This window comes from Acinetobacter sp. SwsAc6 (assembly GCF_013391565.1).
Taxonomy (GTDB): domain Bacteria; phylum Pseudomonadota; class Gammaproteobacteria; order Pseudomonadales; family Moraxellaceae; genus Acinetobacter; species Acinetobacter cumulans.
This window is the reverse complement of the sequence record NZ_JACAXE010000025.1, coordinates 39,402-53,074: the sequence shown is the minus strand read 5'-3', so window position 1 is coordinate 53,074 and position 13,673 is coordinate 39,402. Positions and strand designations below refer to the sequence as shown.

10 protein-coding genes are annotated in these 13,673 nt (G+C 42.8%); 3 read left to right on the top strand and 7 right to left on the bottom strand.

The window, feature by feature from the left end:
• Positions 1-434 precede the first annotated feature (434 nt).
• Positions 435-1,496 carry an SDR family oxidoreductase gene (locus HYG93_RS14710; RefSeq protein ID WP_372659091.1) on the top strand — a complete coding sequence of 354 codons (1,062 nt, stop codon included), beginning with the start codon at positions 435-437 and terminating at the stop codon, positions 1,494-1,496.
• A gap of 47 nt (positions 1,497-1,543) precedes the next feature.
• Here HYG93_RS14710 and ligA read toward each other — a convergent pair whose 3' ends face one another.
• The 5 genes from ligA to HYG93_RS14685 all read right to left on the bottom strand — a co-directional run bounded on the left by ligA (position 1,544) and on the right by HYG93_RS14685 (position 9,749).
• Positions 1,544-3,580 carry an NAD-dependent DNA ligase LigA gene (gene ligA, locus HYG93_RS14705; protein WP_106985977.1) on the bottom strand — a complete coding sequence of 679 codons (2,037 nt, stop codon included), beginning with the start codon at positions 3,578-3,580 and terminating at the stop codon, positions 1,544-1,546.
• Between the two features lie 92 nt (positions 3,581-3,672).
• Positions 3,673-4,599, bottom strand: coding sequence for a cell division protein ZipA C-terminal FtsZ-binding domain-containing protein (locus HYG93_RS14700; RefSeq protein WP_106985978.1), 927 nt, complete (start codon positions 4,597-4,599; stop codon positions 3,673-3,675).
• Position 4,600: 1 nt separating this feature from the next.
• The gene (gene smc, locus HYG93_RS14695) at positions 4,601-8,053 is read right to left on the bottom strand and encodes a chromosome segregation protein SMC (RefSeq protein WP_178962584.1); all 3,453 of its coding nucleotides are present in this window, start codon (positions 8,051-8,053) and stop codon (positions 4,601-4,603) included.
• A 10-nt stretch (positions 8,054-8,063) separates the two neighbouring features.
• On the bottom strand, positions 8,064-8,759 hold the full coding sequence (locus HYG93_RS14690) for a GntR family transcriptional regulator (protein WP_106985980.1): 696 nt from the start codon (positions 8,757-8,759) through the stop codon (positions 8,064-8,066).
• 183 nt (positions 8,760-8,942) lie between these two features.
• Positions 8,943-9,749: a sulfite exporter TauE/SafE family protein gene (locus HYG93_RS14685; RefSeq protein ID WP_106985981.1), complete on the bottom strand. Its 807-nt coding sequence runs from the start codon at positions 9,747-9,749 to the stop codon at positions 8,943-8,945.
• Between the two features lie 29 nt (positions 9,750-9,778).
• On the opposite strand from HYG93_RS14685, the gene HYG93_RS14680 reads away from it, so the two are divergent.
• Both HYG93_RS14680 and HYG93_RS14675 read left to right on the top strand, forming a co-directional pair.
• Positions 9,779-10,534 (top strand): biotin--[acetyl-CoA-carboxylase] ligase, encoded by a 756-nt coding sequence (locus HYG93_RS14680; RefSeq protein WP_106985982.1) that lies wholly within the window; start codon positions 9,779-9,781, stop codon positions 10,532-10,534.
• 12 nt (positions 10,535-10,546) lie between these two features.
• Entirely contained in the window at positions 10,547-11,281 is a 735-nt protein-coding gene (locus tag HYG93_RS14675) for a type III pantothenate kinase (RefSeq protein WP_106986022.1), read from the top strand.
• A 102-nt stretch (positions 11,282-11,383) separates the two neighbouring features.
• On the opposite strand, the gene HYG93_RS14670 is transcribed toward HYG93_RS14675, so the two are convergent.
• Positions 11,384-11,965 (bottom strand): alpha/beta hydrolase, encoded by a 582-nt coding sequence (locus HYG93_RS14670; protein ID WP_218646836.1) that lies wholly within the window; start codon positions 11,963-11,965, stop codon positions 11,384-11,386.
• Positions 11,966-12,164: 199 nt separating this feature from the next.
• Positions 12,165-13,568, bottom strand: coding sequence for a signal recognition particle protein (ffh, locus tag HYG93_RS14665; protein WP_106985983.1), 1,404 nt, complete (start codon positions 13,566-13,568; stop codon positions 12,165-12,167).
• Between the last annotated feature and the right edge of the window lie 105 nt (positions 13,569-13,673).

Sequence of the window (13,673 nt, the reverse complement as noted above, 5' to 3'; positions counted from 1 at the left end):
TATGCCGAGTCGTAAAGCTCAGAAAGCTGTTATTGAACAAAGATATTTAAATCCTGTTCTTGACTCTTGCAGTTAAAAACAGGACATTTTAAATGGTTTATCGCATAGACATTTTAATTGGTGAATAGCAGAAGAAGCCCAGACCTAAGATCTAGGCTTTAAGTTAAAGCTCACAAGTTAGATATGACTCTTTGTCCATTTATTTATGAGATTTTGCGCCCACGATACTAAGAATTTGCATCTATCCAACACTCACCCCATTTTCGTGTTTTTAAAATCGATTAATAATCACTTTTACAGCATACACATGCATTTTCCGCTGAATTTAGTGCGCATTAAACCCAATCATCAACATATATTTTTTCAAATCAATCAAAGACAAAACTAAATATTCTCAATATGATAAAAAAATAAGCCCATGAAAGTTGAAGAATGTGAATACCAATACAACATCGATACTCGTTACAGGCGCCACTGGCTATATTGCCAGCTGGGTCATTAAAAATCTGCTTGAACAAGGACATACAGTTCACGCCACCGTACGTGATCTGAATAAGAAAAAAAGCTTTGCTCACTTAGAAAATATCGCAAACCAAAGCGCTGGCACACTCAAACTGTTTCAAGCCAATTTACTTACACCGCATGCCTTTGATGAAGCCATGCAAGGCTGTGAAATTGTGTTGCACATGGCCTCACCTTTTGTGGTGACCAATTATAAAGATGCGGTAAAAGACATTATTGAGCCTGCGGTAATAGGCACAGAAAATGTCCTAAACAGCGTAAACCAAACAGAATCTGTAAAACGTGTGGTGGTAACCTCCAGTATTGCCTCTACTTATGGCGATGCGATCGACATTAAGCAAACGGCAAATAATCAATTTGATGAGTCTCACTGGAATACCACCAGCTCCGAAACCCATCAACCCTATCCATACTCAAAAGTCATGGCGGAGCGCAAAGCGTGGGATATGCAAAAAGCGCAAAACCGCTGGGAACTGGTTTGTGTCAACCCAGCGCTTGTGCTCGGCCCTTCACTGACAGCAATGACCAAGTCTGGCAGCGTTGAAGTGCTAGAGCAATTTGCCAACGGCATGACCCTCGCCGGTGTACCGCCGATGTGGAATGGCATTGTCGATGTTCGTGATGTTGCCGATGCTCACTTGCAGGCAGCTTTTAACCCAAATGCAAAAGGCCGTTATATCATCAGTGGTGGCTCACTCAGCCTGCTGGAAATGGGTAAAATTCTGCGCCAAAACTTCGGCCCTAAATTCCCCTTCCCGCGCAATCAGTTGCCTAAAGCTGCATTTAAATTGTTTGGCCCATTGGCTGGTTTTTCCAAATCTTTTGTTGAACTCAATATGGGTTATCCTATCTACTTTAATGCGTCTAAGAGCCAAGCCGAATTGGGCATTCAATATCGCAATATTGAAAACAGCTTAGTTGAGCATTTCCAGCAGCTGCTGGATGACGGTGTTGTGAAAAAATACATCCCTTAACAGATCATAAAAAAACCGCCCTAGGGCGGTTTTTTCAGCTTTGCAAATTATTCTATTTGCCCATGGCTTTTCATCAACTCAATAAATTCAGCTTCATTGATGACTGGAATACCTAATTTTTCAGCTTTTTCCAGTTTAGAACCAGCTTTTTCACCAGCAACCACACATTTGGTTTTACTCGAAACACTGCCGCTGACACGAGCGCCGAGTGTTTGCAGCAACTGCGTCGCTTCATCACGACCCATCGTGCTCAATGTACCCGTTACTACCCAACTCTCGCCATTTAAAGGTTGACGACTTGGTGCAACTGGCGCATCCCAATGAATGCCTGCAGCCAGCAAACGCTCAACTACTTCAAGGTTATGCGGTGCTTGGAAAAAGTCGACAATCCATTCAGCAGTGATATCACCTACATCCGGTGTTTTTTTCAAAGCATCTAAATCAGCAACTCGAATCGCATCAAAAGTTTGGAAAGTATTCGCCAACATGCGTGCCGTGGTTTCACCTACCCCGCGGATACCCAAGGCATAGATGAATGAACCTAAAGTAGTTTTCTTGCTGTTTTCAATCGAATCAATCAGGTTTTGTACTGACTTCTCACCCATTTTTTCAATGGTCAGCAGCTTGTCACGGTGTTCATGCAGGCTGTAAATATCAGCCACATCTTTCAGTAAATCCAAATGCAGCAATGATTCCGCCCAACGATCGCCTAGGCCTTCAATATCCATGGCTTTACGTGAAACGAAATGACGGATCGCTTCGATACGCTGCGCCGCGCAATATAGACCGCCTGAACAGCGCGCCAAAGCTTCACCTTCAGGCATCACCACTGGCGATGCACACACAGGACAGCTTTCAGGCAGATGCACTTCAACAGCATCCACAGGACGAAACTCAGGCCAAACCTTTTCGACTTTTGGAATCACGTCACCGCTGCGGTAAACACTCACGGTATCACCAATGCGCACATCCAAACGGTGAATTTCACCAATATTATGCAAGGTTACATTTGAAACCGTTACACCGCCAACTGCCACAGGGTTCAACCGTGCCACAGGCGTTAAAGCACCTGTACGCCCCACTTGCCAGTCAATATTATCCACGGTAGTTAACGCTGCAACAGCAGGAAATTTATAGGCTGTTGCCCAGCGCGGTTCACGGCTTAAGAAGCCCAAAGTCTGCTGCTGTTTCAGATCATTGACTTTAATCACCATACCGTCAATTTCAACAGTCAGCTCAGGACGCTCTGCATTAATCTGTTCATAAGCCTGCTGCACAGCCTGTATGCTGTCGCAAACAAAATGACGCTCGCCCACCGCAAAGCCAAACTGTGTCAGCCATTCAAGACTGGCTGACATGGTGCTTTGCCCATGATTCGGCTCGCACTGCGCAATCCCGTAAGCATAGAACGCCAATGGACGTGAAGCTGCAATACTTGGATCAAGCTGACGTAAACTGCCTGCTGCTGCATTACGCGGATTGGCAAAGGTTTTTTCACCCTTGGCTTCATTTTCCGCATTCAGCTTTTCAAAGCCGGCTTTCGGCATCAGCACCTCACCGCGTACTTCTAATAAAGCTGGAATTTCTGCAGAAGCTGATGTCAGCACTTTAGGCAGGTTGCGAATGGTTTTAACATTTTGGGTAATGTCTTCGCCTGTTTCACCGTCACCGCGCGTCACACCACGTACCAGCACGCCATGTTCATACCAAAGCGAAATCGCTAAGCCATCAAATTTCAGCTCGACATCATATTCAATTTTTTGATTCGGCAGACGCTCTTCAATACGGCGCGCAAAAGCAAATAAGTCTTCTTGATTAAACACGTTACCCAGTGACAGCATAGGCACTGCATGGGTCACGCTTTCAAATTTAGACAGCGCTTTGCCACCGACTTTATTGGTTGGCGTGTCTGCTTGAATATATTCAGGGTGCTGGGTTTCTAATGCTTTTAACTGGTGAAAAAGCTGATCGTATTCACTGTCTTCAATGGTCGGCTGATCCATTACATAATAGGCATGATTGTGCTGCGCCAAAATTTGAATCAACTGGCGCATTTGCGCGATGACCGGTTGCGGTTGTGTCATATCTTCACCATAAAAAAGGGCGGTAAATTTCCGCCCTCAAAAAATTCTATCACTGATCTATATTATAAAAATCAGCGTGACCCGTTGCAATCCTAAGCTTCTACCGCTTGCCCTAAGCGATAATCAATGGCTTGATGACGCCAATGTTCACGTAGCTGCGGTGTAAATTCCTGATTGTTTTGATCATAAACCGTACCTGCAATTTCACGTGCAATCAGACGCGAAATACTGTCCATGGTATCAAAGGCGTTTTGCACATCGCTATGTGGTAATGCTAAGAAGAAGGCCAAACCTTTCACTTGCTCAGTCGATAATGTTTCTAAATCAAAACCTGCCGCCGCACCATCATTACCAATTTGCAATACTGAGAACAATAACTTGCTATCGTCTTCACTATAACGATGGAAACATGCCATTTCACCAAAACGTAAACCATATTTCATCAGCACTTTCAGGGTTTTTTCACCTGATAATGCACGACTATCTGAATAGACATTCAAAGCAATATACGTTTCTGCTGTAGCCAAAGCACTTTCTTCATCCACCAACTTTTGCTCATGCAAATGTGCATCAAGAATATTACTTTCATCTTCAAATTCAGAAATTTCAGCTTTTTCAATGTGATTCAAGCTCAGCTCTGAAGGTTTTTCCTCGGCCTTCACCGCTTCAGCAATTACCGCCGTACTCACCGTCACTTCACGTACCGTTTGAACGTCGGCATTTTCAGCTTTTTCAACATTCGCATCATTTGTAGCGCTTTCTGTAACAGGTTCTGGCTGTGCTTCTTTGGCTTCAGTAGGTTCAGCTTCAGCTAAAACTGGCTCTTTACGCACTTCTGCTTCCGTTTGCAATTGCTCACGAACATGACGTGGAATCACAGGTTGCTGCGAGTCAGGATGAATATGTAAATCCGTTTCCAACGAAGGTGATACTTCTGCTGGCTTTTTCAGCAATAATCGAATGCCCAGTAGCATAATAACCACTGCAACAACAATCCCAAGGATTGTGGTAATTTCCATACTATGACTCCGCAACTAAACCGTATTCTTTTGCTTGTTCTAAATCGACAGTGACCAATTTAGACGTTCCCGGTTCTGGCATGGTCACACCGAGCAAATCAGTTGCCATGGTCATCGCCAGTTTATTATGTGTAATGTAAATGAATTGCACTTGTTCAGAAAGTTCTTTTACTAAATTACAAAATCTTCCTACATTGGCATCGTCCAAAGGCGCATCAACTTCATCCAATACGCAAAATGGTGCGGGATTCAAACGGAAGATCGCAAAGACCAGTGCCAAAGCAGTTAACGCCTTTTCACCACCTGAAAGCAAGGCCAATGAACTGTTGCGCTTACCTGGTGGACGAGCCATCAGCTTCACCCCAGATTGCCAACCATCTTCTAAACTTAAGCTAGCTTCACCACCATTAAATACTTTTGGAAATAATTCCTGTAATTCAGCATTTACCCGATCAAAGGTATTCATAAAGAGCTTGCGGGTTTCTTGGTCAATGCTCTTCATGGCCACTTGTAATTGCTCAACGGTTTTTTCCAAGTCTTCAATTTGATGACTCAGTTCTTCATAGCGTTTTGAGACTTCTTCATATTCTTCTGAAGCAGCCAAATTCACTGCACCGAGTTTTTCAAATTGCTTTTGTGCTTTTTCCAACTGCTGTTGATGACTGACAATATCAATATTTAAGCCAGTCAGCATCTCACTGTTCATTTCTTTTAATTGTTCAGTGTAATGTTGCAGATCTGACTGCGCCGATTGCCATGCTAAACGCTTTTGTTCGAGCTCTGTTCTGAGCTTTTCATCTTGCTGTTGATGACTATGACGTTGCTCAGTCAATTCACGTTGTTTATTCTGCACATTATTCAGTTCAAGTTGCCACTCCGTCCAAGTTTTTTGCAGTTTGGCAGTCAATTCAGACTGTTCACTGTATTGCGATTGCAAAGTTGGTAACTCGAGCTGTATTGGATCAACAAATTGTTGTGCATGCTCCATCTGCGTATGAATTTGTAAGCGTTGCGCCTTTAAAAATACGCTGTCTTTTTCCAACAATTCAATTTGCTGTGTGGCCTGTAATACTTGCCGACGAATCAGCTCTAATTCTTGTTGTGCTTGCTGTGTTGACTGCTGACGCGCGTCTAAATTCTGGTTCAACTCGTCCAGCTGGTATTGCAATGTTTTATATTGAGGTAAAGCCTGTTCTAGCTTCATATTCAAGGCATGCAAGTCGATGTCTAAATCATCTTTTTGCATTGCGTCTTCTTCCAGCTGTGCCTCAACCTGAATCAACTGATCAGACAATTGCTGCTTTTGAACTGCAAAAGCTTGTGCTGTACTTTGTACTTTTACAATGGCAACATCGGCTTGTTGCAATGCCTGTTGCAGTTGTTTGAGCTCTGTTTGCGCAGCCTGTAATTGTTGCTGTGCGTGTTGAACTTGCGCTAAAGACTGTGGAAGTGCCTCTTCTGCTTGTGTCAACAATGCGTGTTGCTGTACCAATTGCGCGTCAATTTCTTCCAAACGAATACGATGACTGAGCGCACCTTGGCCTGCTTGACTGTCTTCATCATAGTCCAAGCCAATCACCCAGTCGGGCCCAACATGATAACCATCCAAACTTAGGATGGACTGACCTGTCGTTAATTGGCTTTGATAGCGCAGTGCTGTGTTTAGGTCATCCGCCACCGCCACCTGTTGCCAAAGTGAATAGTGTGGCGTATCAATCCATGTGGCTAAACAAGCCAAATTGTCTAATTGAATCTGCGACAGATCAGCCGTCGCTTTTAACTGACGTGCATGGCCATCTTGAAAAGCGTCAGTTGCTGTTAAAACCTGCGCATGGAGCCATTTGGCCAAAAACTTTTCAATCAAAGCTGCATGTGTTTTACCTAAGGCAGACAATTGCAGTGACTGCATCAATTGCACCGTATCCGCTTGCTGTTTAGGCGTAGCTTTGGTGAGCAACTGATTTAAGTTTTTTTGCTCAGATAACAAAATCTGTATGTCTGACTTTAACTGTTGCACCTGTGCTTTTTGCTGTTGTTGCTGTGTATTGAGCTGTTCTAACTCGTTGCTAAACACCATCACCTGTTGCTCGGTGAGTTGATATTTCTCACGAATATCTTGCTTATTCTGCTCAAGCTGTTCGAGCTCATCTTGCTGTGCTTGATTTAAAATTTGCGATGCTTGATGTTGCAAGGTTGCTTTTTGTTGCTCTAAACGACTGATATTTTTACCTAGTTGTTCTAGCTGTGCCAGCATTTGGAGCTTATTTTGTTGTTGCTTTTCAACTTGCGTTTTAACTTGCTCAAACTGCTGCTGCACCATACTGTGCTGCGCTTTTAAATCACTCAAGCCTTGTGTTCTTTCTTGCCCCTGACTTTCTTGCACTGCGAGCTGAGCATTTAAATCATCTTGTTGCTCATGCAAAGTGTCCAATTGCAGTTCTAACAATTGTAGACGTTCTTTAGTTTGTGCCTTTTGCTGTTCGAGTTGCACCAAGTTGGCAGAGTTTTGTGAGAATAAACTTTGCTTTTGCTCCAAAGTCATTTTCAATTCAGCAGATTTTTTTTCAGCCTGTTGCCACTCTGTTTGTAAAGGCGTGGACTGCTGAATTAATCGCTGGAACAATTCACTGGTCGAACTTAAATCATGCTCAAGGGTGTTCAATTCAGAACGTACCAACTTAAAGTGTTCGCCCAAATCATTCATTTGAACAGTATATTCTTGTTGTAAACGACTGCTTTGCTCACACTGAAAAGACAGTACTTCTATTTTAATGGTACGAATTTGCTTTTCGAGGGTTTTATATTGCACTGCCGTTTCGGACTGGCGTTGCAATGTTTTGAGCTGTGATTTGAGCTCGGTCGCAATATCTTCTAAACGCGATAAATTTTGTGTGGTGTGCTCTAAATGCACATTGGTTTCACGACGGCGTGCTTGGTAACGCGAAACGCCTGCTGCCTCTTCCAAAAACACTCGCATTTCTTCAGGCTTGGCATCGACCATACGGTTAATCATGCCTTGTTCAATAATTGCGTATGAACGTGGCCCTAGACCTGTGCCCAAAAAGATATCGGTAATATCTCGACGGCGACATTTGGTTCCATTGAGGAAGTATTCAGATTTACCATCACGGTTTACCTGACGACGCACAGCCAATTCATTATAGGCATTATACGCACCACCTAATTTGCCATAGGTATTTTCAAAACGTAACTCAACACTGGCCACACCTACAGGTTTGCGCTTAGCTGTACCTGTAAAGATAACATCTTGCATGCTACCGCCACGTAACTGGCGCGCGCTCGACTCCCCCATCACCCAACGAATGGCATCAATCACATTGGATTTACCACAACCGTTTGGCCCAACTACAGCGGTGCGACTATCTTTAAAATGTAAAGTCGTATTATCGGCAAAAGATTTGAAGCCAGAAAGTTTTAAACTGCTTAAACGCATAATGTCCTGATTAACGCCGTGAACGTCTAGCCCACGCGAGTTCGATTTGTTTCATCCGTGTCAGTGATTCCAACACAAGGTTCCGTAAGTGTCGACAAAAATCTTCCATAAATAAAGTGGCTTGTTGTGCCTTTCGAATCAAAATTGCATCCGAAACCATCTTAAACAGCTCAAAAGATTCTTGTAGTTCTCTGCGAGAAATATTCAGGGTTAAAAAATAGCTCCGTCGCAATGATGGGAGCAGTTCCTGATAATAACGCATCAGATATGCATTCCCGACCATTTCATGCTGGCGTGCCATTGCCTGAAAGATCAGATCATAAAACTTTTCTGCATTGCCTTGTCGAGTTTCAATGCTCAATTGCTCTAATAATAGCTGAATGCGCTCTGCTTCGTAACTCCGCCATGTTTCAGAAACACGTTGAACAATCTGCCCGAGCAGGAGTGAAGCCATATCAAATAACGCCCGCACCTGTAAGGCCGACATTTCTGACACAATCGCACCGCGTCTGGGAAAAATTTCAATCAGCTGCGTACGTTCTAAAATAAGCAAAGCTTCGCGTACAGAGCCACGGCTCACATCAAGTTCTGCAGAGATGCGTAATTCTTGGATCCGCTCTCCTTCTACCAACTCACCGCGAATGATCTGCTCACTGATATGCTTGGCAATTTGCTCCGACAAGCTCTCCGCTTCTTGTTGCTGCATACTATTCCTATCTTGTTTTTATTGATGCATGAGATGCGATTTTTTATTGCAATCTGGTCTGATTTAACTGCTTTTTACACGACATTACCATAACATTGTAGGACAATATTTTGTCTATACAGTCAATTGCAGTCTATAACGCCATCCTTGGCGCTTTCAAGCCACTTTGTCTTAGGATTCAGCTTAAAAATGTAAAATTCCCTGGCAAATAAAATAAATGCCTACTGTACTGAGCAGGCTTGCAAAACATTTTTTTAACATGGCTGGAGACAAGCGATGTGCGACTTTTGCCCCGAGCTTTGCGGTCATAAAACTCATCACACTAATGCCAATAAAGGCATAAATATGCACATAGCCAATGGTATGTGGTAAATCTACTTGGGCTTGCTGACCAAACCACATAAACCCGAGCGCACCTGCAATTGCAATCGGCAAGCCACAAGCGGCAGACGTCGCTACAGCTTTTTGCATCACCACGCCACAACGGTTCAAATACGGCACCGTTAAGCTACCACCACCAATACCAAAGATTGCAGAAGCAATACCAATCCCGCCACCTGCAAGCATTTGCATAGGCGTAGACGGTAAATGTTGCGCTGGGTCAATTTTGGCATGTGCACCACGAAACATTTTAAAAGCTACCCAAAGCGCGAAGCCACCAATGAACAATTGCAGGCCTTGACCCGATAAATAATGCGCAATACCCGCCCCCAAAAATGAGCCCAACACCAAACCTGGAGCCAAATTGGCAAATACCTTCCATAACACGGCACCCTTTTTATGATGTGCAGACACCGAGCTCATAGAGGTGACAATGATTGTGGCTAAAGATGTACCGACAGCCATGTGCATTAAAACGGCTGGATCGTAGTTCATTTGACTAAAAACTATGTACAAAATAGGCACAATAATTAAACCGCCACCCACACCAAAAAGCCCTGCAGCAAAACCAGCGATTGCACCAATCAGCAAATATATGATTAACTCCATGAACACTATTCCACATTTCTCAGATTCAAATGGATTTAGAGACGCGACAACTGCAACACATATTGACTGAAGCCAATCAACTGCCAGAAGTCTTATTACTCAAACCCGTGACAACATCAACCAATGATGATGTACGCGAAATTGCCCTCAAAGGCATTCAGCAAGTCTTGGTGACCAGTATTCGGCAAACCCAAGGTCGAGGCCAACGTCAAAACCAATGGGTTTCACCTGAAGGAAATATCTATTTAAGCACATTGCTCAATACGCAAACACCTATTGATGGACGTTTGGCTTTGGAAATTGCCTTAAATATCCTACAAATGCCGAGCCTCGAGCATCTGAATTTACAGATAAAATGGCCCAATGACCTATATAGCACGCAAGGTAAATGGGGCGGCATTTTGGTTGAACCTCTCAATGCACATCAAGCTGTGGTCGGTGTTGGCCTGAATGTTCTACCTCTACCCAAACAAGGCATTGATCAAGCCACCAGTTCACTCACCGAATTAGGCCTAAGCGAATTTAACCGCATCCAACTCACAGCAGAATTATATCTGGCAATTCAGCAAGCTGGTGAATGGTTCAGTCATGGTTGTACCAATTTGGCAGCCCGCTTTAATCATTATGCGGCTTTCAAAAATCAAATGGTTGAATTTGAACACCTACAAGGCCTAACTACTGGTACTTTTTTGGGTATTCGAAATGATGGTGCCATCGAAATCCAACAGCAAGGCGAAGTACAGCACTTTTTCCAAGGCCGTTTGCGCTTAAAGTCTAAAGCCTAAGAGATGTCAAATATGAAAAGTTTATGGCTCGACATTGGTAACACACGCCTAAAATACTGGATCACGCAGAATGATCAAATTATAGAGCATGCAGCAGAGCTCCACCTGCAATCACCAGCAGAGCTCTTACTGGGCTTGATTCAACATTTTAAAAACTTAAACTTGCAACAAGTCGGTATTTCCTCGGTACAGGACAAAAAAAATAATGACCGTATTCAAAAAATTCTGAAGTTTTTAAATGTGCCCGTAACCTTTGCCAAGGTACATGCGGAATTTCAGGGCTTACGCTGTGCTTATGAAGACACCAGCAAATTAGGCATCGACCGCTGGTTGCAAATGCTGGCCGTGATTGACAACCCAGAACAACAGTATTGTGTTATTAGTTGTGGTACTGCGCTCACCATTGATTTATCTCAGGGTTATCAACACTTAGGTGGCTACATTTTACCGAATCTGTATTTACAACGTGATTCACTGATTCAAAATACCAAAGGGATTAAGATTCCAGATGCCTCTTTTGATGAACTTTCCCCAGGTAAAAACACCATTGATGCTGTTCATCATGGCATTTTACTTAGCCTACTCAGCACCATTGAAAAAGTCTTAGAAAAATATCCAAGCCAGCTCATTTTAACGGGTGGCGATGCAGCATTATTTGCCAAATATCTAAGCCCCTATGCCCCACGTATTGAAAATGATTTGCTCCTGAAAGGCCTGCAACACTATTTGCAACACAGCACACCGTAAAACAACTCACTGATCAAAATAAAAGGCGAACAGAAAATAGTTTTCTGTTCGCCTTTTATGTTCAGAGCCATAAAGAAAATACAAAGCAAAACATGGAAAACCTTAAGCTAATAAGGGTTGCAGTGTTTCCCACAATTGCTCGAACTTGATATAGCCATCTTGTGCCATAAAGTGTCCTGCATTTTTGACTTCAATATTCTGAGCTTGAATTAAATTCGACAGTTGTAAGGTTAAAGGCGGTGGCACATAAGGATCATTACTTGAAAGTAAACATACCGATAAAGGCATGCCTTTAACCAGCACCAACCGATTCAGTTTGGCTTTTTGAATAAAATCGTTTAGTTCAGGAATAGCCTTTAAAGGTGACATAAAACCTGCCACAAAAATACCGGCTTTAATCTTGGATTTATGCACTTCAAAATAAGTACTTAAATAATGTAACGTCGTTAAGCACCCAAGGCTATGTGCCACAATAATCGTATTTTCATCTAGCCGCGACATCTGTAAGGACAAAAATTTTTGCCAATACTCAAAATTGGGCTGTTCAGATTCTGCCAACACAACACGTTTTGAGATATGACCTGCGTCATTCAAGCGCTTACTCAACCAAGGAAACCAATGATCATTGGGTGAGGCTTGGTAGCCATGCACAATATAAATATTTTTTTTGGTTGTTTTAATCATCGCTTTTAATTCTTATGTTGAATGAATGATCATCCTGAATATTTCAGACTTTTGTTTATTTCTTAAACACCATTGTGGCGTGATTCCAATCACTTTGACAAGTGTAAACACGCCATTTAGCACAATTATTTTTCAGATCAATAGCATTAAAAAAATCATAAAAAAAAGGCGCATAAAGCGCCTTTTTAAAATTCCAAATTTATTTTGGATCTTTATTACCAAAGAGTGGACCCATACCGCCGCCACCAAATTGTTTTTGCATACCGCTCAATGATTTCAACATTTTTGCCATACCCGATGGATTAGCAAATTTCTTCATCATTTTCGCCATCTGTGCATGTTGTTTAATAAGCTTATTCACTTCAACAACATCCATACCACAACCTGCTGCAATACGCTTTTTACGGCTTGGATTCATCAAGTCAGGATTACGGCGCTCTTTAATCGTCATCGATTGAATAATCGATTCCATTTTTTTCACTTGCTTTTCTGGGTTTGCTTGCGCAATTGCATCTTGAATACCAGCATTACTCATGCCTGGTAATTTATCCAAGAAGCCCATCATGCCGCCCATTTTATTCATTTGCTCAAACTGCATCAGCATATCTTCAAAGTTGAAGCTACCGCCCTTTTGCAATTTTTTCGCCATTTTTTCGGCTTTTTCTTTGTCGATTTTACGTTCAACTTCTTCGACCAAAGAAAGTACGTCACCCATGCCCAAAATACGCTGTGCGATACGTTCAGGATGGAATGGCTCTAAGGCATCAAGTTTTTCACCCATGCCCAAGAATTTAATTGGCTTACCCGTAATTGCACGAACTGAAAGTGCTGCACCACCGCGCGCATCACCGTCAGTTTTGGTTAAGATCACACCTGTTAAAGGCAAAGCATCATTAAAAGCTTTGGCCGTGTTGGCAGCATCTTGACCCGTCATTGCATCGACAACGAATAAAGTTTCAGTTGGCTTAATGGCCGCATGAAGCTCTTTAATTTCGTCCATCATTTCGTTATCTACATGAAGACGACCTGCTGTATCGACAATTAATACATCCGCAAATTGAATTTTCGCTTGTTCAATGGCACGGTTGGCAATAGTAATCGGTTTTTCGTCTGCGCTCGATTCGAAGAAAATCGCGCCAACTTCGCCTGCAACAGTCTGAAGCTGTTTAATCGCAGCTGGACGGTAAACGTCGGCAGACACCATCGCAACTTTTTTCTTTTGGCGTTCTTGTAAAAAGCGCGCTAATTTTGCAGCCGTTGTAGTTTTACCCGCACCTTGTAAACCTGCAAGCAGGACAACAACTGGAGGCTTAGCTGCAAGGTCAAGGCTTTCATTCGCCTCGCCCATCATTTTTGTTAATTCGTCATGTACGATTTTGACGAAAGCTTGGCCTGGCGATAACTGAGTCATCACTTCTTGGCCCAATGCTTCTTCCTTAACTTTCGCGATAAACTCACGAGTTACAGGTAACGCCACATCGGCTTCAAGAAGTGCCATACGCACTTCACGTAACGTATCTTTAATATTGTCTTCGGTTAGCTGCCCAGAGCCAGTAACATTTCTTAAACTCTGCGTGAGTCGTTCTGTTAAGGTATCAAACATTGCAAATTCCGCTTAAAATAGCCATGAGCAAAAAATTGTTTCTTAAAATAGAAAATTTATGCATAGAATGCTATAGGATACTTTAGTTCTTGCAGAATTTATATA

Coding starts and splice junctions, on each gene's coding strand:
- smc (WP_178962584.1), bottom strand. CDS start 8,053: ATGCGTTTAAGCAGTTTAAAACTTTCTGGCTTCAAATCTTTTGCCGAT.
- HYG93_RS14700 (WP_106985978.1), bottom strand. CDS start 4,599: ATGGAAATTACCACAATCCTTGGGATTGTTGTTGCAGTGGTTATTATG.
- HYG93_RS14670 (WP_218646836.1), bottom strand. CDS start 11,965: ATGATTAAAACAACCAAAAAAAATATTTATATTGTGCATGGCTACCAA.
- ligA (WP_106985977.1), bottom strand. CDS start 3,580: ATGACACAACCGCAACCGGTCATCGCGCAAATGCGCCAGTTGATTCAA.
- HYG93_RS14690 (WP_106985980.1), bottom strand. CDS start 8,759: ATGCAGCAACAAGAAGCGGAGAGCTTGTCGGAGCAAATTGCCAAGCAT.
- HYG93_RS14685 (WP_106985981.1), bottom strand. CDS start 9,749: ATGGAGTTAATCATATATTTGCTGATTGGTGCAATCGCTGGTTTTGCT.
- HYG93_RS14675 (WP_106986022.1), top strand. CDS start 10,547: ATGAAAAGTTTATGGCTCGACATTGGTAACACACGCCTAAAATACTGG.
- HYG93_RS14680 (WP_106985982.1), top strand. CDS start 9,779: ATGGATTTAGAGACGCGACAACTGCAACACATATTGACTGAAGCCAAT.
- ffh (WP_106985983.1), bottom strand. CDS start 13,568: ATGTTTGATACCTTAACAGAACGACTCACGCAGAGTTTAAGAAATGTT.